This window comes from Miniphocaeibacter massiliensis, from assembly GCF_900232905.1.
In the GTDB taxonomy this organism is placed as follows: Bacteria; Bacillota; Clostridia; order Tissierellales; family Peptoniphilaceae; genus Miniphocaeibacter; species Miniphocaeibacter massiliensis.
This window is the reverse complement of sequence record NZ_OCTQ01000001.1, coordinates 656,582-682,066: the sequence shown is the minus strand read 5'-3', so window position 1 is coordinate 682,066 and position 25,485 is coordinate 656,582. Positions and strand designations below refer to the sequence as shown.

Genomic DNA, 25,485 nt, shown 5'->3' with positions numbered 1-25,485 from the left:
TAAAAAGAACATAATTAAATAATAAAAAGAAAGAGATTTATCTCTTTCTTTTAAACATTAAGACTTTCAACATGACTTTTTAAAAGTTCTCTAGCTTGAGTACCAAACTGGCCTTTCAAAGAGCCTTCTAAGCTGTTTAAAGTAGTTTGCACACTATTTTTGGTAGTATTAATATATCCTTCAGCATTTTCATTAGTTGTATTTATGTTATCCATACTTTTACTAGATGCAGATGTTGCAATAATTGATGAAATTATATTTTTCTGAAGTTTCTTAGCTTGCTCTAAGAGTTGTTGTTCCAATAGTTCATTTACCATAGTTAAATCTCCAATTTAATCTTTATTATCTTCTAATTTTAATTTTTTATATTCAGTTTCTAATTCTTCAATAGAATTGTCTATCTTTATATATTCTTTTTTCATAATAGATTCAATATACTCTCTTTCATTTTCTATAATATTAAAGGTTTGCTGATATAAACTATTATCAGTTATAAAATCTTTAAGGTAATAGCTACTTCTTTCGGAAATGTCATCTATCATTTTTAATCCTTTAGTTCTAAGAACAGCTAACTCTTCTTTCATTTCAGAGTACCTTTTTTGTTTAGTAATATATTCATTTTCTATATTATCTTTTTTATTCATAGTAAATCCTCATAATTTTATTCCATCATACTTTTAGCTATTTCTCGGTCAAACTCATCAAATTTTTCAATGCCAGATTCAATTTGACTAATGAATGAATCGTACTCATCAATCATATTTTTTAATAAATTTATCTTTTCTTGAAATATACTAGTAGGTTCATTTACAATGCTAGTCTCAGTAGCACCACCAGAAGCTAGAGCAGTTAAAACTTCTGAGTAGCTTAATAATGAACCAACACCAGTAGCAGAATCTAAGGTGCTGTCCCAAATATTTTCTGCTCTAGAGATGCCATCTTCATATATGATAATAGAATTAGATAATCCATAGTCCATCATTTCTCTTACATTACTTAAAACGGCTAAAGATTCACAAGTATCAATAAAAATTTTTTCGGATGAAGAAAGATTACCCTTAGCAAGTAGTTGTTTTTTAATATTACTTATATATTGTAGTTTAGTAAATAAATTCATTTGAGACTGTCTTAATAATATTTCTACACTTCTTTTATTTCCATCATATGCATCGAGTCTACCAAGAGAATCAAAAACCCAATCAGTTAATGAATGACTATCTCCAGTTATCCAGATAATTGTTCCTAAATCATTAATTTCTTTAAATTTATTATAGTCATTAAGCCATGTAACTTTATCTTTATAATGCCTATAATTTATTAAAAAACCAGGATTTTTAGATATAAAATCTTTTTCTTCATCTGTCAAAGAATTGTAATTAAACCAACCATTAAAAACGACAGTTGGTATTTTATGTTTAATTCCGAGTCTTAACATATAAGCACTTTGACTATATCCTGTTAATTTTTCTATATTATATCCCTCAGCTTGCAACTTTTCAATAAAGTCATTAGCAACAGAAGTTTGCTGAGAACCACTTCCAGGAGCTCTGTTTCTGGCTTGCATCGCCCCCCAGCGGTCATTAGAATCAGATATATCAGTTGCCGCAGATACTACAGTAACTTGATTATTATGAATATCAGATATAGGCGATACTGCCATTCCTTGATATCCTGTGTCTTCATCATCTACAATCTCTATAACTTTGACTTTTGTTCCAGAAGGTAATTTTATTTCCACATTTTTTTTAGGAATTTCTACATCTGGATTATAATCTCCATCGCCTTCAATATTATAGACAATTTGATTTAATTCAACTAAATCTTCATCTGTTAATATCATTATTTTAATCTGCTCTCCTTTTACGTTGATTTAAATTATAGGTAATTTTAGCATTAGGACTGCCAACTTTAGATTTTTCAACCCCTTGACGTCGAAGTTCTTTTTGCATTAAATCAAAATCTTCAATATCTTCAAGGTCAGGTGAAACTAGAAGGCAAGCATCTGTATATGCTTCAATATATTTATCACCAGCACTATAAGAAAGTTGTACTTTTCCATTACGCTCATCTTCATAACCATTAACAGTCATTGATGTCTTAATGGAAAAAGGACCTGCAGAAATAGACCAACCATTCCATTCGATAGTTTTAATACCTTCAAAATTTTCGACGATATAATTAGAAACAAGTTCTTGAGTTTCTTTAACGGCTTCAATATATTCATCTTTAGTGTTTTTTTGTTTTAACATATATCCTCCTATAATAAAAAGTATAATTAATATAATAATTCCAAGTGGTGAAAAAACTGTACGTTTTAATTTATTCAAAATATCACTCCTAAATATCGCAAAATATTTTTATATTATAATAATTATACTAAAAAAGAGAATTAATAACAATTATTATAATAGTGTATTAATTCTCTTCTAAATTATAAATTATTTTAGCACTAGGACTTCCTGCTTTAGATTTTTTAACCCCTTGACGTCGAAGTTCTTTTCGCATTGGATCAGAATTATTAATATCTACAAGACCATGTGAACCAACAAGGCAAGTATCTGTGTAAGCTTAAATATATTCATGTCCAACAATATAGGAGAGTTGGACTTTACCGTTATCTTCATCCTCATAACCATTAACTGTCATAGAACTGTTAATAGCAAAAGGACCTCCGCCTTTTGGGGTAGACCATCCATTCCATTCTACAGTTTTAATACCCTCAAAATTTTCAATAATGTAATTAGAAACAAGTTCTTGAGTTTCTTTAACGGCTTCAACATATTTATCATTAAGTTCTTTTTGTTCTTTCATATACCCTCCTATATTTTTTACTAATAGTGGAGTTATTGCAATTATTATTAAAAATACAATTAAAATAATACTTTTCTTTTTATTCAAAATAATCATCATCACCTTCAATATTATATACATATTTATTTAATTCAACTAAATCTTGTTCTTTTAATGCTACTATCTTTTCCTACCTTTGCGTCCTTTAAAATTATAAATTATTTTAGCATTGGGACTACCAACTTTAGATTTTTTTACTCCTTGCTTTTGTAGTTCTTTCTGCATCAAATCTGAACCTTCAACATTTTGAAGTTCAGGAGATACGAGAAGTGAAGCATCAGTATACTTTTCAATATATTTATGACCAGCATTGTATACAAGTTGTATTTTTCCCATATCATCACTTTCATAATCATTTACTGTCATAGAAGTATGGAGTGAAAAAGGACCAAAGCCTTTTGTAACAGTCCAACCCATCCACTAAATAGTTTTAATACCTTCAAAATTTTCGACGATATAATTAGAAACAAGTTCTTGAGTTTCTTTAACGGCTTCAATGTATTCATCTTTAGTATTTTTTTGTTTTATCATAAAACCTCCTATAATAAAAAGTATTATTAATATAATAATTCCAAATGGTGAAAAAAATGTACGTTTTAATTTATTCAAAATATCACTCCTAAATACTACAAAATATTATTATAATATATTAATTATACTCAAAAAAAGAGAATTAATAACAATTATTATAATAATGTAATTAATTCTCTTTTTAATTATATTTAATTTTAGCATTAGGACTACCAACTGTAGATTTTTTAACTCCTTGGTGTCTAAATTCTTTTTGCATTAAATCTGCATCTTCAATATCTTCAAGACTAGGTGAAACTAAAAGACAAGCATCTGTGTAAGCTTCAATATATTCATGTCCAACGATATAGGAGAGTTGGACTTTACCGTTATCTTCATCCTCATAATCATTAACTGTCATAGAGCTGTTGATAGCAAAGGGACCTCCACCTTTTGGAGTAGACCATCCATTCCATTCTATAGTTTTAATACCTTCAAAATTTTCGATGATATAATTAGAAACAAGTTCTTGAGTTTCTTTAACGGCTTCAATGTATTCATCTTTAGTATTTTTTTGTTTTAACATATATCCTCCTATAATTAAAAAAATTATTAATATAATAATTCCAAATGGTGAAAAAAATGTACGTTTTAATTTATTCAAAATATCACTCCTAAATACTACAAAATATTATTATAATATATTAATTATACTCAAAAAAAGAGAATTAATAACAATTATTATAATAGTGTATTAATTCTCTTCTAAATTATAAATTATTTTGGCATTAGGACTACCAACTTTAGATTTTTTAACTCCTTGCTTTTGTAGTTCTTTTTGCATTAAATCTGCACCACCAATATCCTCAAGAGCAGGGGAAACTAGAAGAGAAGCATCTGTATAATCTTCAATATATTCAGTACCAACAGTATAAGTAAACTGATCTTTTCCTTTCATATCATCCTCATAACCATTAACGGTCATAGAAGTATGTATAGCAAAAGGACCTCCAAATCCTTTTGGAGTAGCCCATCCATTCCACTCAATAGTTTTAATACCTTCAAAATTCTCAACAATGTAATTAGAAACAAGTTCTTGAGTTTCTTTAACAGCTTCAACATATTTATCATTAAGTTCTTTTTGTTCTTTCATATACCCTCCTATATTTTTTACTAATAGTGGAGTTATTGCAAGTATTATTAAAAATACAATTAAAATAATACTTTTCTTTTTATTCAAAATACAAACCTCCTATAATATAAATATTTTTATATTATAATAATTATACTAAAAAAGAGAATTAATAATAATTATTATAATAATGTAATTAATTCTCTTCTAAATTATAAATTATTTTAGCATCAGGGCCACCAACTTTAGATTTTTTAACGCCTTGGTGTCTAAATTCTTTTTGAATTAAATCTGCACCACCAATATCCTCAAGAGCAAGGGAAACTAGAAGAGAAGCATCTGTATAATCTTCAATATATTCAGTACCAACAGTATAAGTAAACTGATCTTTTCCTTTCATATCATCTTCATAACCACTAACGGTCATAGAAGTATGTATAGCAAAAGGACCTCCAAATCCTTTTGGAGTAGGCCATCCATTTCACTCAATAGTTTTAATACCTTCAAAATTCTCAACAATGTAATTAGAAACAAGTTCTTGAGTTTCTTTAACGGATTCAATATATTTATCATTAAGCTCTTTTTGTTCTTTCATATATCCTCCTATATTTTTTACTAATAGTGGAGTTATTGCAATTATTATTAAAAATACAATTAAAATAATACTTTTCTTTTTATTCAAAGATATCCTCCTATATAATATTTTTAATTTGTATTATTCAAGTTCATTTATATTATAGGTTATTTTAGCATTAGGGCTACCAACTTTAGATTTTTTAACTCCTTGATTTCTAAATTCTTTTTGAATAGCTTCAATATCGCCAATATTTTCATAATAAGGGTCAACCTGGAGGTATCTGTCTACAAGTTCTATATTGTCTATGTGCTTGTTAACAATATAATGATACGAATATGAACCATTTTCTTCGTGATTGTAACCATTAATAGTCATATATGTAGCTCTGTAAGTTTTTATACTAAATGGAGCATATAATTCAAACCAACCGTTCCATTCAATAGTTTCAATTCCTTCATAATTATCAATAATATATTCAGAAATTTTAACTTGAGTTTCTTTAATTTCTCGTAAATATTTTAGTGTGCCATTTTTTTTCTTAGTAATATAAGTTATTGAAATTATAAGAATTATTAATATAATAAATACAAATTCTACTTTTCTTGTTAGTTTCCAATTCATGAAATCACCTTTTTACAATATAAAAAATATTTAGTACATTTATTATATATTTTAAATAATATAAGAGCAATACATATATTTTCAGGTTAATTTTAAAATAAAAAAGTCGCTTCTGTATACTAATAGAAGCGACTTGGAGCTCACTGCCGGAATCGAACCGGCGACCTCTTCCTTACCATGGAAGCGCTCTACCTACTGAGCTAAGAGAGCAAGCAATTTAATTATAACTATGGTGTTGTATTATGTCAATTTGAAGTTGAAAAACATAATAAAAAATTATTAACAAAGTTGACAAATTATTCTTATAAGACTATAATAATGTTAATCGATGATTAGAGGGAGTAGTAAAGTTTTTACTTTGTAGAGAGGAAATAGTTGGTGAAAATTTCCAAGTAGGATTTTATGAATGGGTCTATGAGATCAAAGAAGAATTATAGTAGTCGGAGGGTGTTTCTCACCTTATAGGGATAGAATATGAAAGTATTTGAAATGAGATGTGTATTTTATAGTACATAAATTAGGATGGTACCGCGAGTTTAACACTTGCTCCTTTTATAGGAGCAAGTGTTTTTTTATTATTACCTAATAAGACTTGTGTATTTACAAGGCTAGGTAGGATAAGTATTAAATAAAAGTGGAGTTGGTAAGTATGGTTTTAAGAGTAAATAAAACTAAAAAAAGAATAAGAGAAAAAATTTTAAACAATGAAAATATAATGCTATTTAAATGATAGCTTAAGCCTAATAATTAATTTAATGAATTAGGCTAAGAAAGGGGATATAAAAAATGAAAACAAAAGAAATGGTTATGTCAGCAGTTTTATTAGCTTTAGGAACGGTATTACACTATATTACACCTCCAATTTTTGGAGTTACACCAGATATGTTACTTGCAATGATGTTTTTAGCAATATTTATATGTAAAAAATTTTCTTCAACAATTATTATTTCGCTAGTTGCTGGAGTTTTAGCAATGATGACAACAAAATTTCCGGGAGGACAAATTCCTTCTATATTAGATAAATTAGCAGCAGGAATTATTGTATATGCAATTTATAGATTTATATTTAAGTTTGAACTAAATACTGTAAAGTCAGCAATTATAAACTTTGTAGGAACACTTTTAAGTGGATTTGTATTTTTAGCTTTTGCAGTATTTATATTTACTCCTTCAATGAGTAGTCAATTTCTAACATTAGTTGCAACAGTAGTACTACCAGCATCTTTAATGAATACAGTATTAGGAGTACTTCTTGCAAAGTCACTAAAAGTATCTAGAAAGTTAAGCAGAGCTTAAAAAATAAAGTTCCCTAAAAATTAGGGGGCTTTTTTTATTTGATATATAATATATAAAACAGGGTAAAATACTATGTATTGGAGGAAACTATGAGATCAATAAGTTTATTTAATATAGTAGTAATTAACCTAATTCCTTTGATTATGATACTGGGTTCATTTTACTTGAAGAAATTGGCAAAGGGCAAAATTAGAAAAATTACTGGATTTAGGTCTGGACTTAGTATGAAAAACCAAGAAAACTGGAAGTTTGCAAATGAATATGCTAGTAAGTTATGGCTTAAATTTGGGATTATATTAGAAGTGGTTAATATTGCAATTATATTTTTAATAAAGGTAGGGATATTAAGTATATCCTTTATAAATAATGATTTATTTATAGTGTTAGTAGCTTTTATACAAATAGGATTTTTAATATATACAACAATAAAAGTGGAACAAAAACTTACAAATAAGGAATAAAAAATATTTGTTATGAAGAGGTAGTTTAGTATGAATGATGATAAAAATAAAGATATTCAAAATACAGATGAATTTGTAAAAATAAGTGAAGAGGATTTACATAGAAGAGTAAGACATTTAGAAATAAAAGATGAAATTAAAAGAAAAGAAGAGGAGAATAAAAATAAAGAAATATATTCAGATGAAAATTTCAAGAATAAAGCAGGAGACGAAAGATCTAAAACTATAGCTATAATTGCCATTATTATATTAGTAACAGTACTTATTATAGTAGCAATGATACTGGTTAATTCAAGTTTAAATAAAGAAAATGATATTATAGCTGTTAAAGAAACGGAAGCTACAAAAGCTACAGAAGAATTAAAAGAAATAACTACGGAAAAAATAGAGACTACAGAGAAAGCTAAAGAAGAAACGAAATCTACAAATCCAATAATTAATAAAACCAAGCCGAAAGTAAATCAAAAAGCTATGACTATTGACCAAGTAAATGAGTGGGTAAATACAGTTTTAAGATATAGAGAGAATGTTTACGGCTGGGAATTTTTAAAGGAAGAACCCTATGGCACAATTATGACTCCTGCAAAACAATCGCCAGATAGATTGGTTTATATAGAAGTAAGACAAGATAGTTCAGATGGTATGCACGATAATCATGTTACAACTTTTAGAGTTAATGCCAATGGTCATCTTGAAGAAATGGATTGGGTAACAGGTGAGTATGTGGTTATATCAACAGAATATGGAGAACCAGGAGTTGTATTGAATTAGAAAAAGAGGAAAATATAATTTTGGAGTAATATATGAAAAATAAACGAAAATATAAATATCATACTGATGAGTTTTTAAGAAAAAGGCAGAACGACTCAGATTGGCGAGAGTACTATTTAAGACGTAAAGCTCAGAGAAAAAAAGAAAGAATACGTGTAATTATATTCTTTTCAGTACTTATTTCAGGACTTTTTTTAATATACCAAACTAAGTTTAAAGGAACAGAATATGATTTTATAAATAAAATAAAAAATAAAGAAGAACAAGCAGAAAATATAAATGCAATTAACAATAACGAAAGTTATCAAATAGACCAAAAAGCTATGACTGTTCAACAAGTAGAAGACTGGGTAGATAAAGTTTTAAATTATAGAAAAGATATATATGAATGGAGTGTTTTAAATGAAGAACCTTATGAAAAGATTATAACTACTTCAAAAGAATCCGAAGATGGATTAGTGTATATTGAAGTAAGACGAACCTCAGCAGATGGATATCCAAGTGGACATATAACTAGCTTTAGAATAAATGATGATGGATATTTAGAAGAATATGACGATATATTAGAAGGATTTGTTTTAGTTGCAACAGAATATGGAGATATAGGCAAATATTAAGTTGAAAAATATTATACAAATGGAGGAAACTATGGAAAAGAAACAGTATATTTGTGAAAAATGTGGTAATGAACATTATGTATCAGACCAATTTCAGGCAACAGGTGGAAATTTTGCAAAACTTTTTGATGTACAGAACAAAAAATTTATAACTATTAGTTGTAGTAGATGTGGTTTTACAGAGCTATATAAAGATGAAACTTCAGATGGATGGAATGTATTAGATTTCTTAATAGGTGGATAAAGAATAAATTAGCTAACTATAAATATAAAAAAGGCTAGAATTATCTAGCCTTTTTTATATTTGATTAAATGCATTTTCTAAATCATAAATTAAGTCGTCTATATTTTCAACACCTATTGAAAGTCTAATTGTATTTCGATTTATTCCTTGTTCTAAAAGTTCTTCTTCTGAAAGTTGAGAGTGAGTAGTACTTGCAGGGTGAATAACTAAGGATTTTACATCTGCAACATTTGCGAGTAATGAAAAAATTTCTAAAGAGTCTATAAATTTCTTAGCTTCTTCTTCTCCACCGTCTATTTCAAAAGTGAATATGCTTCCAGCACCTTTATTAAAGTATTTGTTGTATAAATCATTATATTTGTTGTCTTTTAAGGATGGATGGTTTACAGTTTTTACTTTGCTATTATTTTTTAAATAATCTACTATTTTTAAAGTATTTTCAATATGTCTTTCTAATCTTAAAGATAGTGTTTCAACGCCTTGTAACAATAAGAATACATTAAAAGGTGATATTGTTGCACCAGTATCTCTTAGATAAATTGCTCTAATACGAGTAACATATGCTACATTTCCAGCAACTTCAGTAAATACAGCTCCGTGATAGCTAGGGTCAGGAGTTGTTAATTGTGGGAATTTACCAGATTCTTCCCAGTTAAACTTTCCAGAATCTACTATTACACCACCTAGTGTAGTTCCATGACCTCCAATAAATTTTGTAGCTGAATGTACTACTATATCAACTCCATGTTCAATAGGTTTAAATAAGTATGGTGTTGCAAAAGTATTGTCAACAACTACAGGTATTTTACGCTTGTGTGCTACTTCTACTATTTTTTCTATATCTGAAATACTAGAGTTAGGGTTACCTAAAGTTTCGAAAAATATTGCTTTAGTGTTTTCATCAATGGCATTTTCAAAATTATTTGGATTGTCTGCATCTACAAATTTAGTTGATATTCCAAAAGTTTTTAATGTGTTAGCAAATAAATTGTATGTTCCACCATAGACTTGTTTAGCAGAAACTATATTATCACCAGACTTAGCTAAACTAATAATGGCGTAAGTTATTGCAGCAGCTCCAGATGATACAGCTAAAGCAGCAGCTCCACCTTCTAAGGCAGCTATACGCTGTTCAAGAACATCTTGAGTTGGATTGGTAAGTCTTCCATATATATTTCCAGGGTCTTTTAATGCAAATCTATCAGCTGCATGTTGACTGTTATTAAAAACGTATGAAGTAGTTTGATATATAGGAACGGCTCTTGCGCCAGTAACTGGATCAGCTTCTTCTTGACCAACGTGTAATTGTAAAGTTTCAAAGTTTAAAGTTCTTTCTTTTGTCATTTTCTATATCCTCCTAAGTTTTCATTAATTTTAGCATGTACAAACAAATATAGAAAATATTAATAATCTATCATAGAATATAGTTTTAAACTATAATGATAGATTTGCATTGTTTATTTAATATTATTAAGGTTTTAAAGTGTAATAAGGAGTAATATGTAAATAATTTAACTAGTTTAAAGGGGGTAAGAATATGAAAAAACATAGTAATATTAAATAATAGGTACTTGTATTTTTTTATAATTTGTATAGTAGGTTTAATTTTTTACTTTTATAGTAATAAACCTGAAAAACAACTTGAGAGAAAGTATTCTAAAAATGAAGATTATATTTTACTAAAACAAAGTAAATTTTTAAATTACATATCTTATTTAGGAAAGGATAAAGAAAAGTATATTTAGATATTTTTAATAAAAATAAATATGAGGATGGAGTAGAAAGCAAGATTGTAGACTATGATTAAAAAAATAACACAGGTATATATAATAAAGGTGAAGAAGATACTTTAGTAGTAATATACGGTGATAATATTATTTCTAAAATTAAAGAATATAAGTTTTGATAAAAAGTGACAAAGAAGAAGTGGAAGACAAGATTATAAGTAAAAAGAATATAGAAGAAGATTATATTTTAGATATTTATGTATTTGGGAAAGAGTGTAATTCTTTTCCGAATTTAGAAACAAAAAAAGACTAGTAATCTAGTCTTTTATTTTTTAATTTTATTATTTTCTTCAAAAAGTTGTAATAATTCTGATGTTATTTTTCCAAACTGTGGGTCTTCTCTTTTACGCTCTCTAGGCATGATAATAGGAATTTCTTTGTAAATTCTACCAGGTTTAGATTTCATAAAAACAACTTTATCTGCTAAATAAGCAGCTTCATCTACACTGTGTGTAACAAAAACTACTGTTATTTTATGTTTTTCCCAAATTTTCAAAAGTTCTTTTTGTAACACTATTCTTGTATATGCATCTAAAGCCCCGAAAGGTTCGTCCATTAGTAAAACGTCAGGGTTATTTGCTAAAGCTCTAGCAATAGCTACTCTTTGTTGCATGCCTCCAGACAATTCATAAGGATATACTCCACCAAATTCAGTCATATTTATCATTTCAAGGTAATGATTAGCTATGTCTTTTCTTTCATTCTTTGAAACTTTTGAAAATTTAGGTCCAAGAACAATATTATCTTGAACTGTTAGCCAAGGCATAAGAGAATAGTTTTGAAAAACCATTCCTATATCTTTTTGAGCCTTATATATTTTTTTATCTTTATATATTATACTTCCAGAGCTAGGTGTTTCAAGACCAGCAATCATTCTAAGTATAGTAGATTTTCCACAACCAGAAGGACCAAGTAAACATATAAATTCTGATTCTTTTATCTCTAAATTAACATCATTTAAAGCTATAAAATCATCTTTTGAATTATTAGAAAATACTTTTTTTATATTTTCTAGTTTTAAATAATTCATATAATCCTCCTATCTAACTTTACTTTCCCATGAAAAATATCTTTGACTAATAAATTTAAAGATACCATCAAGCAAAGCTCCAACTACACCTATACAAATAATTCCAGTAATAACTAAGTCTATCCTTGCAAGTTCATAAGCGTGAGTTATTAAATATCCTACACCAGAAACACTACCAGGGAGCATTTCAGCTCCAACTAAACAACCCCAAGCAGTAGCAAGTCCCATTCTAAGACCGTTTAAAATAGTAGGGGAAGCGGAAGGAAGAAGTACTTGAAAGAAAATGTCTTTGTTACTAGCTCCTAAAACTTTAGCAGACTCTATTAGTGTTTTTCTAACATTTTTAACTCCAAACATTACATTTCCAACTACTGGAAAAAAACTTCCCATTGCAATTAGAAAAATCATAGATATTTTATAGTTATCCCAAAGTACAAAACTTTTACCATAGGTAAGTCCAAAAATTGTAGCTAGACTGCTTACTCCAAACCAACCTAATATTAATGGTTGCCAAGCTAAAGGTGGTACAGGTTTAAAAAGATTTATAAAACTTTCAAATAGAGAATTCATAGTTCTAAAATATCCCATTAAAAGCCCTAAAGGTATAGCTATTAAAGCTCCTAAGCTATACCCTAAAAGTACTCTTACAAGGCTAAAACCTATATTTCTAGGTAGAGAGCCAAGTCCTATAAAATTGTCCATTGCGTGAGTAAAATGGTAAACAATATCTGAAACTGGAGGTAAAATAGAAGGGTTATCTACTAATTTTGCAGCAATAGTCCAAATAATTATTAGAATTATAGGAACTATTAAAGGATAAACCCACTTGTTTAAATGTTTATTCATATATTAAAAACCTCAATTACACTATTATTAAGAACGTACTTTATTTACAATATCAAATTTAAAAATATCATCTTTTGCTTCTTCAAAAGTATTGTCTTTCAATCTTCCTTCAAATTTACCCATGTCAGTCATGGCTTCGTAATAAACTTTCATACCTTCAACAAATCTATCTGTTGGTTCAGTAGAATATTTTATTAAAGATTTAGGTAAAATATCTTTTTCAACGCCAATAGTATCAGCTAAAAGTTCACCAGTTTTTTCTTGATTTTCATTAGCATAGTCTGCAGTATAAGTTGTAACTGTCATTAAAGCTTCAAAAACTTCTGGATATTTTTCAATAACTTCATTTCTAGCTGAGAATACACAACAAGGGAAATTTGACCATTTACCTTCGGGTAAATCATTAAGTGTAGCTATTATTTTACCAACGCCAGTACTTTCAGCATTTTGTGGATTAGGTGCAGGACCTGCCCAAAGTTCTACTTGTCCACTAGACAAAGATGGAACTAGATTTTGCACACCTTTTAAGTCAACAAGTAATACATCAGCTTCAACATCACCAGGATCTTCAGTAACTTTTAAACCTGCATCTTTCATAGCATATTCTAAAACAACTCTAGGGCTACTAACTGCTGAATGGTATCCAGCTTTAATAGGTTGTTTTGATTCTTTTGCATATTTTACAAACTCGTCGAAAGTATTGTAAGGAACGTCTTTTGCAGCAGCTATTGCAACACCATCTGCTTGAATAGGGCAAAGAATAGAAAGTTCTGTACCTGTGTCGTAGGCAGTTAGCATAGCTGTACTAGAAGTGTATCCAATATCTAAATGTTTTTGTCCCATTAAAGTAGCTACTTCAGAACCACCTTTTGTAACAACTTGTTTTAGAATGGCGATAGTTTTTCCATCTTTTTGCAATTCACCTTGAGAATCAGAAATAGGGTTAATCCTTATACTTTCATCTTCAAAAAGTTCAGGTGCAATAAATGGTAAGTACATAATTCCTGTATGCATCTCATTTCCCCAAGATACATTTAATACTGGTACATCTTCAGAACTAGAATTTGTTTTTTCTTTAGCGTCTCCTGTGTCTTTAGTGGAATTTGATCCACAAGCTGTAACAGTAATAGTAAGTAATAATAAAACTGTTATCAAACTAAAAAATTTCTTCATAAAATCCTCCTAAAAAATACTATTTATCAATAATATATTATTGACGATAGATAGTATATTAATAGCTCAAGATAAAGTCAAAAAGAAAAAGAATGATCTTAATATAACGAAAAACAATGTCGTAATAATAAAAAAGCTAAGCGACTAATATTTTTAGTCATTTAGCTTTTTCTTTATTTTTTCTAGTTTTTTTACATTATCTTCGTTTATAGTAACTAAATTTTTTGAACTATATGTCCTAGAATTTCTTTCTAATCTATTAACCTGGTTTTTTAATTGTAAGTATTCTATTAAAAGTTCATTTGAAGATAGCCTTGTTCCACCTCGGACTAGTATTGTTTGTTGTATTAGTCCATCTGATGTAGCAACCCGAACTATATCTTTTTTACCAATTTTATCTAAAAATCTTTCGATGTACTCGTCAGCTGTTTCTTTTTCTTTTGTAAAATATACATTTATATTTTTGATTTTTTCTTGATTAGTTCTTTCTCCTTTTGCAAGGTAGGCATCAAAAACAAGTATTACTTTTTCGTCTGAAAGTGCTTGGTATTCAGATAGAATATTTATTAATTCTTCTCTGGCAGAGTCTAAACTTACCTCGTCTTTTATTTTATTTAAATTTTCCCAATTGTTTATTATGTTGTAACCATCGACAAATAGGTATTTATTTTTTTTCATCTCTTTGCCTTACTATTTCATATATTATTACAGCAGAAGCATTTGAGGCATTTAGTGAATTTATTTTTCCATACATTGGTATTTTTATTAAAACGTCACATTTTTCTTTTACAAGTCTAGACATTCCTTTTCCTTCATTACCAATTACTATGGCGATTGGTCCAGTTAAGTCTGTTTTGTTGTAATAGTCTTTAGCTTCTCCGTCTGTTCCATAAACAAATATATTTTTTGATTTTAAATAATCTATAGTTTGAGAAATATTCGTAACTTTAGCTACTTTTAAATAATTTGTTGCTCCAGCAGAGGACTTATGAACTACAGAGTTTACTGTTGCAGAGCGTCTTTTAGGTATTATTATTCCATTTGCTCCTGCGACTTCTGCTGTTCTAATTATAGCTCCTAAGTTGTGAGGATCTTCTATTTCGTCTAAAATTACTATAAAAGGATCTTGGTTTTTACTGTAAGCATCTTCTAATAAGTCATCTACTTCAAAGTATTCATATTTTAAAGCTACTCCAACTACTCCTTGGTGTGACATTCCACCAGTCATATTGTCCAATTTATTTTTGTCGACGTGTTTTATTACTATTCTATTTGCTTTGGCTTTTCCTATTATTTTTTCAATAGAACCTTTTAGTTCACCTTTTTGTACAAAAAGTGTTTCTACTTTTCCTGTTTCTAAAAGTTCTAGTACGGCATTTCTACCAAATACGTATTCTGACATTAATTTTTTGCTCCTGTTCGTATTTCAGTTAACCAATCTTCATTATCTGGGTCTTTTGAAACTCTTTTATTTTTATTTAATTTATCTATTAATATAATATCTTCTTTTTCTATAGAAAAGTCGAAAATATTTATATTTTCTTTTATTCTTTTAGGGTTTACTGACTTTGGAATTATTATTCTGTTATTTTCTAAATGCCATCTTAATATTATTTGTCCTATTGTTTTATTGTATTTATTAGCTAAATTTTTTAGAGTATCACTAGAAAAAAGTTCTTTATTTGCTTTTGCTAAAGGAGCCCAAGCTTCTAGTTTTATATCATATTTTTCTAAAAAGTTCATCATTTCTTCCTGTGTTAAAAGAGGATGAGTTTCTAACTGATCCATTACAGGAGGAATGTTTGCATTTGCAAGTAATTTTTCTATATGTTTTTGATGGAAATTACAAACAGCTATGGAGTTAAAAACACCCTGCTCATAATAGTTTTCTAAAACTTTCCAAGAGTCTAAAAATCCTTCAGATGGCCAGTGTAAAAACATTATATCTATTTTATCTAAACTTAGTGAGTCTAAAGATCTTTCTATTGACCTTTTAGTATCGTCGGGCTCAAAGTCTGTAGGCCAAACTTTAGTTGAAAATACTAAATCTTTTTTTAGACTAGGGTTATTTTTAAAATAGTTTCCTATTAAAAGTTCATTTTCATAGAAGGAAGCTGTATCTATCATAGTATAGTTGTTTTTTATTGCTGATTCTAAAAGAGTGTTAATGTCTTTTTCTTCTATTACTTTGTAAGTACCTATACCTAATTGAGGAATTATGAGATTATTATTTAGTTTTATATAGTCCATAATATATTACTCCTTACTACATTTAGTTGCTCATATCTTTTTCTACTTGAATTGCTTCCATTATAATTTTTAAATAATCGGATTTACTTCTTGAGCCTATATATTTTTTCCCATTTTCTAGGACTATTGAAGGAACTGAAGTAATTTTAAATGTAGATGCTTGGTACATATCTTTATTTATTTCATCTAAGTATTTACTATCTTCCAAAATTTCTTTTAAATTACTACTGTCTAATTCTAGTTCTTTTAGAATATCTTCTAAAATATTAAGATTATTTATGTTTTTGTACCCTAAAAAGTATGTTTCATAAATTTTTAGTACTAAATCATGTAGTTTTTCACTTTGACTAAAATGCTTAATTAATTTATGAGCATTTACGGTATTAACTTCTCTGAGTTTTTTAAAATCTAGTTTTATATCATCTTCTAATGCTAAGTTAACAGCACCATAAGTCATGTTTTCTGCTTTATCGTAAGAAACATTATATTTTTCACTGAGACTTTTAATATAGTCGTGAACACCCTTAGTATTAGGATTTAGCAAAAATGATTTTATTTCTACATCAAATTTTGCATTTGTTTCCTTTAATAAAGGAAGTAGTCTATTCATTCCAACATAACAGAATGGGCATGTAAAGTCTATCCAAATTAACATTGATTTAACCTCCGTTTAATATTATTATTCTAAAATAGATTATACCATTCTTTCTTTTAAAATCTTATTATATATTATAAAATTAAGTAAATGGATAAAAGTAGTACAATATAAAAGAGGTGAAATAATTGGGAAATAAAAAAATTAGAACAAAGCACTCTATGGAAGAACTTGTTAAAGCAACAAGAGAGGCACTTCATAAAAGAGGAGTCCATATAGGAGATATCGCAGATATTGTGTATACTCTACAAAAACAATACTTTGATAATTTAACAATAGAAACTTGTAGAGAACATATTTTAGCGGTATTAAATAAGAGAGAAGTTTGTCATGCCATATTAACGGGAATAGCACTTGATGAACTTGCAGAAAAAGATTTAATAGAGGAGCCTTTAAGATCAATTATTAAAAATGATGAGGGACTTTATGGAATAGATGAAATATTACCGTTATCAATAGTAAATATATATGGGTCTATTGGATTTACAAATTTTGGCTATTTAGATAAAGAAAAAATAGGTATTATTAATGATTTAGACAGAGGAAAGACAGATAATGAAGTAAATACTTTTTTAGATGATTTAGTAGCAGCGATAGCAGCAGCTGCAGCAAGTAGGTTGGCACATTCATAATGGCAAAAAAATATTATTATGCAGTTAAGGTTGGAAAAATACCAGGAATTTACTATAACTGGGAAGACTGTAAAAAACAGGTAACAGGATATAGTGGAGCTGTTTACAAAAAATTTGATACTTTGGAAGAGGCTGGTAGGTTTATAGATGAAAAATCACCATGTAAAAAAGATGATTCTAAAAATGCAAAAAAAGCAAATAATGAAAAATTAGAAAATAATACATTTAAAGATGATGAGGCAGTAGCTTATGTTGATGGAAGTTATAATGTTTTTACAAAAGAATGTGGCTTTGGAGTAGTCCTTTTTACAAAAATAAATGGTAAAGAAACTTTTTCATATAAAGTTGAAAGCAAAAAATATTCTGATTATAGAAATGTTACTGGAGAAATTTTCGGCTCACTTAGTGCTATAAAAAAATCTATAAATTATGGTATGAAAAAAGTTTATATACATTACGATTATACAGGTATAAGCAATTGGGCTCTGGGAAATTGGAAAACAAATAATGAGTTAACAAAACTTTACAAAAAAGAATTTGATGAATTAAGTAAAAAAATAGAAGTTGAATTTATAAAAGTTGCAGCTCATACAGGAGATATTTACAACGAAGAAGCCGATGTGTTAGCAAAAAAATCCATAGGTATCTAATTATCTTAAAACTAGGTTAGCCTAGTTTTTTTATATTGTAATTATGCTATACTATTTAGAGGTAAGAGGAGGCTTTTTATGAACATTATAATCGTAGGTGCTGGTAAAGTTGGAGAGTATTTATGCCAAGATTTAGCATCAGAAGGATACGATATAACATTAATAGAAAAAGATAAAGAAATACTTAATAGGATATTAGACTACAACGATATTATTGGAATACAAGGTGATGGAGCAGATACTTTTGTATTAGAAGAAGCGGGAATAGATAGATGTGATATTTTCATAGCTGTAACAAATCAAGATGAGTTAAATATGGTTTCATGTGTTATGGCAAAAAAACTAGGAGCTAATTATACAATTTCAAGAGTTAGGAACCCAGAGTATTCTAAGCATGTTGATTTTATGAGTGAAACTATGGACATTAATCTAATGATTAATCCAGAACTTGAAACAGCTAGAGAAATAGTTAGAATTTTAAGTTATCCTAATGTGTTAAATGTAGATACTTTTGATCATGGTAAAATAAATATAGTTTCTTTTAGATTAAAGGAAAATAGCGTATTAAATGATATGTCGTTAAATGAGATTCAAAATAAAATAAATAGGAATATTTTAGTATGTTCAGTTTTAAGAGGAGAGGAAGTTTTTATCCCGAATGGAGATTTTATACTAAAAGCTAATGATATTATTTACATTATAGGAGAAAATGATGCTTTAAATGAATTTTTTAGATTTATAGGAACTAAGAGTAAGATTAAAAATGTAATTGTAGTTGGTGGAGGAAGAATTTCTTATTATTTAATTGAAAGATTAATAAAACAACATGTTCATGTAAAAGTAATAGAAAAAAGAAAAAGTATTGCAGAATTTCTAAGCTTCAATTTTCCAGAGGCAGATGTAATAAAACAAGATGGCACCAATCATGATGTATTAGAAGAAGAGAGAATAGATTTTTTTGATGCTTTTATAGCACTTACTGGTATTGATGAAGAAAATATAATAGCTTCAATATTTGCCCATAAAAAAGGTTTGGAAAGAACAGTGACAAAAGTAGATAGAACCAGAATTTTAGATATGGTAGAACTAAAAGAAATAGGAACAACTATATCACCTAAAAAAGTTATTTCAGATAAGATAGTTCAATTTGTAAGAACTCATTCAAAAGTAGAAAATGCAAAAATAGAATCGTTATATAGGATAGCAGATGATAAAGTAGAAGCTATTGAAGTACTCATAGACAAAGATTCTGAAATTTTGAATATAAGATTGAAAGATTTAGATATTAGGGAAAATACTTTGCTCTCTTTTATTTTAAGAGGAAATAAATTAATAATTCCTAATGGAGATGATAGTATTCAAATAGATGATAAAGTATTTATTATAACTACCAATAAGTCTTTTAAAGAAATAGAAGATATATTAAATAAATAAAACGAGGAAGTTATGAATTATAAAGTACTAGGGTATGTATTAGGACATTTAATAAGAGTGGAAGGAATACTAATGGGGCTTCCACTTCTAGTAAGTTTTATATACAAAGAAGAAAGCATTTATAAATTATCATATTTTATACCAATGGTTACAATGATATTAGTAGGAAGTATATTAATAAAATTATGCAAAAAGTTTGACAGGTATTATAACAAAGAAGGCGTCATAATAGCTGCTTTAGGATGGATAATAGTTTCTCTGTTTGGAGCATTACCTTTTAGAATATCAGGTGATATTTCAAATTTTATTGATGCGTTCTTTGAATCAGTAAGTGGATTCACAACAACAGGATCTAGTATTATTGTGAATTTAGATATTATTTCAAAATCAAATTTGTTTTGGAGATCATTTTCTCATCTAATTGGTGGAATGGGAATTTTGGTTTTTGCATTGGCAGTTATGCCAAAAGGAAATGGACAGTCATCTTTAATTATGAAGGCAGAGGTACCAGGGCCGGTATTTGGTAAAATCTTGGCAAAAGCAAGAGATAGTGCAAGAGTACTATATATTATTTACATAGCGATGACAATTGTTTTAGTTACATTTTTACTATTTGGAGGAATTGGGTTATTTGATTCTTTATTATTAGCTTTTGGTACAGCTGGAACTGGAGGATTTGGTATTTCAAATGCTGGAATTGCTGCATATAATAGTACATATATTGAAGTTGTGCTATCTATAGGGATGATAGTTTTTGGAGTGAATTTTAATGTATACTATCTTATATTATTAGGACATTTTAAAGATGCATTAAAAAATGAAGAATTAAGATGGTATCTAGGAATTATAACAGGAGCTATTCTCCTTATATTATTAAATATTTGGAAATATTATGATACAATATTTGGGGCACTAAAAGATATTTTATTTACAGTTTCTTCGATAATAACAACTACAGGATATGCAATATTAAATTATGATAAATGGCCATTATTTTCTAAATTTATAATTTTAATGCTAATGTTTGTAGGTGGTTGTGCAGGGTCTACAGCTGGGGGACTTAAAATTTCAAGAGTATTAACATATATTAAATCTGGAATTTCACAATTTAAAAAAGCTACAAATCCAAATAGAGTAAAAGTAATTTGTGTAGAGGGGAAAAGCCTAGATAGAGATATTAAAGAAAATATTTTGAACTATTTGGCAATATATATAATAATGTTTGTAATTATTTTAGGAGCTTTAAGTATAACAATGGAAGATTTTGTTACAGCATTTAGTTCGGCGGCTACTTCATTTAATAATGTTGGACCTGGACTTGGAGAAGTAGGTCCAGTATCAAATTTTTCATCTGTAACATATTTAAATAAGATTATACTGTCTATATCTATGTTAGCAGGAAGACTTGAGCTAATACCAATATTGATTTTATTTTCGCCTAAAACATGGAAAAAGATTTAGTTGGAGGATTTATGGAATTAAAAGATAAAATTAGAGTTATAGAAAATTTTCCTAAAGAAGGAATAAGTTTTAAAGATATAACTACTTTAATAAAAGATAAGGAAGCATTTAGAGAAGCTGTAGACATAATAGCTGAAAATTTAAAAGGCAAAAATATAAATTATATTGTAGGGCCAGAAGCAAGAGGGTTCATTTTTGGCTCAGCAGTAGCATATGCTTTAGGAGTTGGATTTATTCCTGTTAGAAAACCAGGTAAACTTCCAGCAGAAACCATAAGTTATGAGTATGATCTTGAATATGGTAAAGATGAGCTAGTTGTTCATAAAGATGCTATAAAAGAAGGAGATAGAATTGCTATAGTAGATGATTTACTAGCGACAGGTGGAACTGTAAATGCAATTGCTAAATTAATTGAAGAATGCGGTGGAATAGTAGTTGCAATGGAATTTTTAATAGAACTTGAAGATTTAAAAGGAAGAGAAAAAAATAGCGAGTACTATATAAAGAGTATAGTTAGATATGATAATTAATAAAAAAGAGAAGACTTGAGTCTTCTCTTTTTTATTAATTAAGTTAGTTAGTGTATTTTGTTAATAATAAAGTCAAATATTTTGCTAAAAAAGAAGATATTGAGGTAATAATCCAGGATATTATCATAGATAAAGTGAATACAGAAATTATTATAATAGGAAAATAATAAAGTCTGTCAGTTATAAGTGGAACTTCTTTATTTAAAATAGTGTAAATTAAATTATCTCCAATCCAAGAAGTCAAATATATTCCCAAAGACAAAGATGATACTTTAGTTATAAAACTTTTTAATAATTTAGGTATATTTTTTAAATTTATATTTTTTAAAATAACAAACAAAATAATAGAAGAAAAAACAGGCTGCCATCCATAAAATCCATTATATGATAAAGATGGAAAAGGAATCTCATAGTTAATAATAATATTATACAAAGAACTTATTATAAGAATTAAAAAATATATTAAAAAAGAAAGCTTTAATTTTATTTTTACTTGGTATTCTCGTATATAACATCCAATAAAATAGTAAAGTAAAGGCCAAATATTTTTCCACCAATCAGGAATTATTTTTATACTATATGCATTAAGCAAAGATGGAAGGCTAACGATAACAAACAAAGTTATAATTAAACAAATTTTATGTTTTTTATTTTTCAAATTATTATAAAGAATATTTAAAAATGGTATTAAAAGAAATAAAGAAATATACATTTCAACATACCATGCATATGGTGAAGCAGAATAATTTAAAATTTGTTTTATTATTTTGCCAAAATTAAAGGATTCATTTAATATATGAATTTTATAAGAGATACATATAAGGCTAGCAAATACATATATAAAAAGTATATTGAAAATTCCAGAGTAATATTTTCTATTTAACTGTTTTTTACTCATTAAATATCCTGTTGAAATAATAAAAAGAGGTACACAGACTATAAAAATTGTTCTGAGAGTCACCATAATATACATAGGAACACCTTTAATAGGAATAGTATAAAATTTAATTTTTAAAAAGAAATGAACACAAAGTACAAAAAATACTGCAACACATTTCACAAGATCTAAATTTAAATCTCGCTTTTTTTGTATATTATTAATCATCATGTTAAAACCTCACTAAAATGTATAATTTATCATATACATTATATTATAGATTATTTAAAAAAAGAAAGATAGATTATTTATATTTCATTTATGACTTATATTTTATTGGAAATTTTAAGTTAAGAATATGATTTTGAATATAGTAAATATTAGTTAATTGTTTATAAAGATGTTATAGAGAGAAGAAAATATAATAGCTATAGTAGATAATTTACTAGTGACAAAGGAACTGTAAATACAATTTCTAAATTAATTAAAGAATGTCGTAGAATAGTAGTGCAATGGAATTTTTAATAGAACTTGAAGATTTAAAAGGAAGAGAAAAAATAGTGAATATTATATAAATAATATAGTTAGATATGATAAATAAAAAAAGAGAATACATTATGTATTCTCTTTTTTATTTAAATATTAAAATATCGTAATATTAATTATAAATGCATTATATTTTTTGCCCAAATGTAACAGAACAGAGTTTTAAATTGTATTCATATGTAAGATGGTAAATACTATAATAGTAGTAAAAGTTAGATATTTAATTGCTTAATTTTAGGAGATAGTTTCATGAAAAGACATATTATACAAAAATTCAAACTTAGCCTTTTGTTTATATTAATATTAGGTATGGTATCTTGTACATTAGCTGATTAAAAAAAGCTGCCAATAAGTCAGGAGTTTAAAGATTTTATGGATGACGCTTTTTCCAATCCCGATACTGTATTAATTCAAGATAATAATGGAAATGATGTAAAAGATAAGTATTTAAAACAGTTATTAGAATATTACAGAGAGAAAGATTATGAGGCTATAGGAGATTTAATGGATAAAAAAGATTTTTCTATAGGGACAGATAGAAATATAATTAGATAGGTAGAGGGATTCATCAATCTTTTTATTATTACATAGTAATTTTATAGAAAATATTTAGAGTTTTTTGATTAAAAATTAGTACAAAATATAAAAATATGATTAAAAAATATAAAATTAAAATTTAATTTGGATTTTTGTAACAAAACAACACTTTAAATCGTATTAATTAATAAGGGAATGTAATTAAGATTTGCATAAATTTAGAATTATAAATAAGTTATTTATTAGGAGAATATTTTATGGGAAAAAGAAGTTTTAAAGTATCGATTTTGTTTTTGTTAATTTTTGCAACTATATTTTGTACATTAATTGAAGAGAAAGATGTATCAATAGATAAAGAATATACAGATATTATTGAGGAAGAATTATCTAAAACAAATGATATATAATTAAAGATAAAGTATTTAATATTTGTAAAAAAAGATTACTTAGAATGAGAAAATATGTAAAAAAACCAAAAGGATTAACTATCTAGCCTTTTTGGTTTTTTTACATATTAGAAATTTATTATTTTATATTTGAATAATTTTACTATTTATTTCTATTGCTTAAAAGATTGCGTTTTAAATCCCAAAGTTCTTGAGATAGGTCGACGATATATAAATGCGGATATTCAAATCTTTTGACTTCATCCCAAAGGGTTTCTAATTCATTTTGGCAGAAAGTACGTATATTGTTAAGTGAAGGTGCATTATAAACAAACTCACCTTCTTTGAATATAGGTATTAAAAGAGGTTTTGCAGTAAAATTGGTTAAAGTTTTTCTTTTCCAAGTGTGGATTGGATGGAAAATTTCTAATGGTTTACTTTCATCTATTGTTTCATCTGAAAGGCAAACTAAATCAGCTTCAGCTTTTTTTGTGGCATTGTCATAAAGTCTATATATCTGTTTAAAACCAGGTGTTGTAATTTTTTCGACATTTTCACTTATTTTTATCTTAGGGATTATTTCATCGCCATCTTCAATGGCAACCAATTTATAAACTCCTCCAAAAACAGGGTTGGATTTAGAAGTTATTAGTCTTTCTCCAACACCAAAAGTATTAACCTTTGCACCTTGGTCTATTAAACCTCTTATTTTGTATTCGTCTAAAGCATTAGAAGCTACAATTTTACAATCTTCATAACCTGCATTATCTAGCATTACTCTAGCTTGTTTAGATATATACGCAATATCACCACTATCTAATCTTATAGCCTTAGGACGTTTTCCAAGCGGTTTCAAAATATTGTCAAATACTTTTATAGCATTTGGAACACCTTCTTTTAATGTATCATATGTGTCAACTAAAAGCGTAACATCATCTGGAAAAGTTTCAGCATATGCTTTAAAAGCTTCATATTCATTTTCGAACATCATAACCCATGAATGAGCCATTGTTCCAAGAGCAGGTACTCCATAGAGTAAGTCAGTCAAAGTATTAGACGTTCCTGCTACTCCTCCAATATAGGCAGCTCTTGCGCCAAAAGTTGCAGCATCTGGTCCTTGAGCTCTTCTTGCGCCAAATTCCATAATAGCTCTGCCTTCGGCAGCTCTTACGATTCTGTTGGCTTTTGTAGCGATTAGAGTTTGATGATTTAGGCAAAGTAATGCCATAGTTTCAATAAATTGAGCTTGAACAGCAGGGCCTCTTACTACCATTAAAGGTTCATTAGGGAAAGCTATCGAACCTTCAGGCATTGCCCAAATATCACATTTAAAATCAAAATTTTCTAAGTAATTTATAAATTTATCAGAAAAGATATTTTTGTTTTTAAAGTAGTCAATTTCATGTTTTTCAAATTTTAAATTTTTTATATATTTAATAAATTGCTCAAGACCAGCTACTATAGCAAAACCACCATTGTCAGGAACATTTCTAAAGTATAAGTCAAAATAAGTTATGACGTTTTCTTTATTTTTTTCTAAATAGCCATTGGCCATTGTAAACTCATAAAAATCTGAAAGCATCGTTAAATTATGAGTTATTTTCCAGTTAAT

Annotated in this window: 34 protein-coding genes, 1 tRNA gene and 1 other annotated feature; of the genes, 13 read left to right on the top strand and 22 right to left on the bottom strand. The window is 27.6% G+C overall.

Annotated features, from left to right (window positions below):
- Window positions 1-50: 50 nt before the first annotated feature.
- The 12 genes from CS899_RS03575 to CS899_RS03515 form a co-directional block, all read right to left on the bottom strand.
- Entirely contained in the window at window positions 51-317 is a 267-nt protein-coding gene (locus CS899_RS03575) for a hypothetical protein (RefSeq protein ID WP_099203573.1), read from the bottom strand.
- A gap of 15 nt (window positions 318-332) precedes the next feature.
- Window positions 333-644, bottom strand: coding sequence for a hypothetical protein (locus CS899_RS03570; RefSeq protein ID WP_099203572.1), 312 nt, complete (start codon window positions 642-644; stop codon window positions 333-335).
- A 17-nt stretch (window positions 645-661) separates the two neighbouring features.
- A complete protein-coding gene (locus tag CS899_RS03565; RefSeq protein ID WP_099203571.1) occupies window positions 662-1,840 on the bottom strand; it encodes a hypothetical protein in 1,179 nt (392 codons plus the stop codon).
- A 4-nt stretch (window positions 1,841-1,844) separates the two neighbouring features.
- A complete protein-coding gene (locus tag CS899_RS03560; RefSeq protein ID WP_129582281.1) occupies window positions 1,845-2,327 on the bottom strand; it encodes a hypothetical protein in 483 nt (160 codons plus the stop codon).
- A 241-nt stretch (window positions 2,328-2,568) separates the two neighbouring features.
- Entirely contained in the window at window positions 2,569-2,898 is a 330-nt protein-coding gene (locus CS899_RS03555) for a hypothetical protein (protein ID WP_164995835.1), read from the bottom strand.
- 72 nt (window positions 2,899-2,970) lie between these two features.
- The gene (locus CS899_RS03550; protein ID WP_099203568.1) at window positions 2,971-3,267 is read right to left on the bottom strand and encodes a hypothetical protein; all 297 of its coding nucleotides are present in this window, start codon (window positions 3,265-3,267) and stop codon (window positions 2,971-2,973) included.
- A 295-nt stretch (window positions 3,268-3,562) separates the two neighbouring features.
- Window positions 3,563-3,946 carry a hypothetical protein gene (locus tag CS899_RS03540; protein ID WP_129582279.1) on the bottom strand — a complete coding sequence of 128 codons (384 nt, stop codon included), beginning with the start codon at window positions 3,944-3,946 and terminating at the stop codon, window positions 3,563-3,565.
- A 168-nt stretch (window positions 3,947-4,114) separates the two neighbouring features.
- Window positions 4,115-4,600: a hypothetical protein gene (locus CS899_RS03535; protein ID WP_099203565.1), complete on the bottom strand. Its 486-nt coding sequence runs from the start codon at window positions 4,598-4,600 to the stop codon at window positions 4,115-4,117.
- 88 nt (window positions 4,601-4,688) lie between these two features.
- Window positions 4,689-4,892: a hypothetical protein gene (locus CS899_RS03530; RefSeq protein ID WP_129582278.1), complete on the bottom strand. Its 204-nt coding sequence runs from the start codon at window positions 4,890-4,892 to the stop codon at window positions 4,689-4,691.
- Between the two features lie 81 nt (window positions 4,893-4,973).
- Complete coding sequence (locus tag CS899_RS03525) at window positions 4,974-5,174, bottom strand: hypothetical protein (RefSeq protein ID WP_099203563.1); 201 nt, start codon at window positions 5,172-5,174, stop codon at window positions 4,974-4,976.
- A gap of 33 nt (window positions 5,175-5,207) precedes the next feature.
- Window positions 5,208-5,690 carry a hypothetical protein gene (locus CS899_RS03520; protein WP_099203562.1) on the bottom strand — a complete coding sequence of 161 codons (483 nt, stop codon included), beginning with the start codon at window positions 5,688-5,690 and terminating at the stop codon, window positions 5,208-5,210.
- Between the two features lie 134 nt (window positions 5,691-5,824).
- Window positions 5,825-5,900, bottom strand: a tRNA-Thr gene (locus CS899_RS03515).
- A 109-nt stretch (window positions 5,901-6,009) separates the two neighbouring features.
- Window positions 6,010-6,244: a binding site (T-box leader), on the top strand.
- 232 nt (window positions 6,245-6,476) lie between these two features.
- Here CS899_RS03515 and CS899_RS03510 point away from each other — a divergent pair.
- From CS899_RS03510 to CS899_RS03490, 5 genes are all read left to right on the top strand, one after another.
- Window positions 6,477-6,986, top strand: coding sequence for a tryptophan transporter (locus tag CS899_RS03510; RefSeq protein ID WP_099203561.1), 510 nt, complete (start codon window positions 6,477-6,479; stop codon window positions 6,984-6,986).
- 89 nt (window positions 6,987-7,075) lie between these two features.
- Window positions 7,076-7,447, top strand: a complete 372-nt coding sequence (locus CS899_RS03505; RefSeq protein ID WP_099203560.1) for an SdpI family protein — start codon at window positions 7,076-7,078, stop codon at window positions 7,445-7,447.
- 30 nt (window positions 7,448-7,477) lie between these two features.
- A complete protein-coding gene (locus CS899_RS03500; protein WP_099203559.1) occupies window positions 7,478-8,218 on the top strand; it encodes a hypothetical protein in 741 nt (246 codons plus the stop codon).
- Window positions 8,219-8,250: 32 nt separating this feature from the next.
- Complete coding sequence (locus tag CS899_RS03495) at window positions 8,251-8,835, top strand: hypothetical protein (RefSeq protein WP_099203558.1); 585 nt, start codon at window positions 8,251-8,253, stop codon at window positions 8,833-8,835.
- 31 nt (window positions 8,836-8,866) lie between these two features.
- On the top strand, window positions 8,867-9,079 hold the full coding sequence (locus CS899_RS03490; RefSeq protein ID WP_099203557.1) for a zinc ribbon domain-containing protein: 213 nt from the start codon (window positions 8,867-8,869) through the stop codon (window positions 9,077-9,079).
- Window positions 9,080-9,133: 54 nt separating this feature from the next.
- On the opposite strand, the gene CS899_RS03485 is transcribed toward CS899_RS03490, so the two are convergent.
- Window positions 9,134-10,423, bottom strand: coding sequence for an O-acetylhomoserine aminocarboxypropyltransferase/cysteine synthase family protein (locus CS899_RS03485; RefSeq protein WP_099203556.1), 1,290 nt, complete (start codon window positions 10,421-10,423; stop codon window positions 9,134-9,136).
- A gap of 558 nt (window positions 10,424-10,981) precedes the next feature.
- Here CS899_RS03485 and CS899_RS10790 point away from each other — a divergent pair.
- Window positions 10,982-11,119 (top strand): hypothetical protein, encoded by a 138-nt coding sequence (locus CS899_RS10790; RefSeq protein ID WP_164995834.1) that lies wholly within the window; start codon window positions 10,982-10,984, stop codon window positions 11,117-11,119.
- A 12-nt stretch (window positions 11,120-11,131) separates the two neighbouring features.
- Here CS899_RS10790 and CS899_RS03480 read toward each other — a convergent pair whose 3' ends face one another.
- The 7 genes from CS899_RS03480 to CS899_RS03450 form a co-directional block, all read right to left on the bottom strand.
- Window positions 11,132-11,896 (bottom strand): ABC transporter ATP-binding protein, encoded by a 765-nt coding sequence (locus CS899_RS03480; protein WP_099203555.1) that lies wholly within the window; start codon window positions 11,894-11,896, stop codon window positions 11,132-11,134.
- Window positions 11,897-11,905: 9 nt separating this feature from the next.
- Window positions 11,906-12,742, bottom strand: coding sequence for an ABC transporter permease (locus CS899_RS03475; RefSeq protein WP_099203554.1), 837 nt, complete (start codon window positions 12,740-12,742; stop codon window positions 11,906-11,908).
- Between the two features lie 27 nt (window positions 12,743-12,769).
- The gene (locus CS899_RS03470) at window positions 12,770-13,915 is read right to left on the bottom strand and encodes an ABC transporter substrate-binding protein (RefSeq protein WP_099203553.1); all 1,146 of its coding nucleotides are present in this window, start codon (window positions 13,913-13,915) and stop codon (window positions 12,770-12,772) included.
- A 153-nt stretch (window positions 13,916-14,068) separates the two neighbouring features.
- On the bottom strand, window positions 14,069-14,593 hold the full coding sequence (locus CS899_RS03465) for an NYN domain-containing protein (protein WP_099203552.1): 525 nt from the start codon (window positions 14,591-14,593) through the stop codon (window positions 14,069-14,071).
- Window positions 14,580-15,317 carry a 23S rRNA (guanosine(2251)-2'-O)-methyltransferase RlmB gene (rlmB, locus tag CS899_RS03460; protein WP_099203551.1) on the bottom strand — a complete coding sequence of 246 codons (738 nt, stop codon included), beginning with the start codon at window positions 15,315-15,317 and terminating at the stop codon, window positions 14,580-14,582. Before rlmB ends, CS899_RS03465 begins: the two co-directional genes overlap by 14 nt.
- The gene (locus CS899_RS03455; RefSeq protein ID WP_099203550.1) at window positions 15,317-16,165 is read right to left on the bottom strand and encodes an aldo/keto reductase; all 849 of its coding nucleotides are present in this window, start codon (window positions 16,163-16,165) and stop codon (window positions 15,317-15,319) included. The genes rlmB and CS899_RS03455 overlap by 1 nt, the downstream gene beginning before the upstream one ends.
- A 22-nt stretch (window positions 16,166-16,187) precedes the next feature.
- On the bottom strand, window positions 16,188-16,820 hold the full coding sequence (locus tag CS899_RS03450; protein WP_099203549.1) for a DsbA family oxidoreductase: 633 nt from the start codon (window positions 16,818-16,820) through the stop codon (window positions 16,188-16,190).
- A gap of 128 nt (window positions 16,821-16,948) precedes the next feature.
- Between CS899_RS03450 and CS899_RS03445 the strand changes: the two genes are divergently transcribed.
- The 5 genes from CS899_RS03445 (at window position 16,949) to CS899_RS03425 (ending at window position 21,527) form a co-directional block, all read left to right on the top strand.
- The gene (locus CS899_RS03445; protein ID WP_099203548.1) at window positions 16,949-17,452 is read left to right on the top strand and encodes a phosphatidylglycerophosphatase A family protein; all 504 of its coding nucleotides are present in this window, start codon (window positions 16,949-16,951) and stop codon (window positions 17,450-17,452) included.
- Window positions 17,452-18,102: a ribonuclease H1 domain-containing protein gene (locus CS899_RS03440; RefSeq protein ID WP_099203547.1), complete on the top strand. Its 651-nt coding sequence runs from the start codon at window positions 17,452-17,454 to the stop codon at window positions 18,100-18,102. The genes CS899_RS03445 and CS899_RS03440 overlap by 1 nt, the downstream gene beginning before the upstream one ends.
- Before the next feature lie 78 nt (window positions 18,103-18,180).
- The gene (gene trkA, locus CS899_RS03435; RefSeq protein WP_099203546.1) at window positions 18,181-19,536 is read left to right on the top strand and encodes a Trk system potassium transporter TrkA; all 1,356 of its coding nucleotides are present in this window, start codon (window positions 18,181-18,183) and stop codon (window positions 19,534-19,536) included.
- A gap of 12 nt (window positions 19,537-19,548) precedes the next feature.
- Window positions 19,549-20,997, top strand: a complete 1,449-nt coding sequence (locus CS899_RS03430; protein WP_099203545.1) for a TrkH family potassium uptake protein — start codon at window positions 19,549-19,551, stop codon at window positions 20,995-20,997.
- An 11-nt stretch (window positions 20,998-21,008) separates the two neighbouring features.
- A complete protein-coding gene (locus CS899_RS03425) occupies window positions 21,009-21,527 on the top strand; it encodes an adenine phosphoribosyltransferase (protein ID WP_099203544.1) in 519 nt (172 codons plus the stop codon).
- A gap of 43 nt (window positions 21,528-21,570) precedes the next feature.
- Here the strand turns inward: CS899_RS03425 and CS899_RS03420 are convergent, their stop codons facing one another.
- Complete coding sequence (locus CS899_RS03420) at window positions 21,571-22,632, bottom strand: acyltransferase (protein ID WP_242491867.1); 1,062 nt, start codon at window positions 22,630-22,632, stop codon at window positions 21,571-21,573.
- 690 nt (window positions 22,633-23,322) lie between these two features.
- On the opposite strand from CS899_RS03420, the gene CS899_RS03415 reads away from it, so the two are divergent.
- Both CS899_RS03415 and CS899_RS10785 read left to right on the top strand, forming a co-directional pair.
- Window positions 23,323-23,505 carry a hypothetical protein gene (locus tag CS899_RS03415; RefSeq protein WP_099203542.1) on the top strand — a complete coding sequence of 61 codons (183 nt, stop codon included), beginning with the start codon at window positions 23,323-23,325 and terminating at the stop codon, window positions 23,503-23,505.
- A 239-nt stretch (window positions 23,506-23,744) separates the two neighbouring features.
- Window positions 23,745-23,894, top strand: a complete 150-nt coding sequence (locus CS899_RS10785) for a hypothetical protein (RefSeq protein ID WP_164995833.1) — start codon at window positions 23,745-23,747, stop codon at window positions 23,892-23,894.
- A gap of 142 nt (window positions 23,895-24,036) precedes the next feature.
- Here the strand turns inward: CS899_RS10785 and CS899_RS03410 are convergent, their stop codons facing one another.
- A complete protein-coding gene (locus CS899_RS03410; protein WP_242491866.1) occupies window positions 24,037-25,485 on the bottom strand; it encodes a nicotinate phosphoribosyltransferase in 1,449 nt (482 codons plus the stop codon).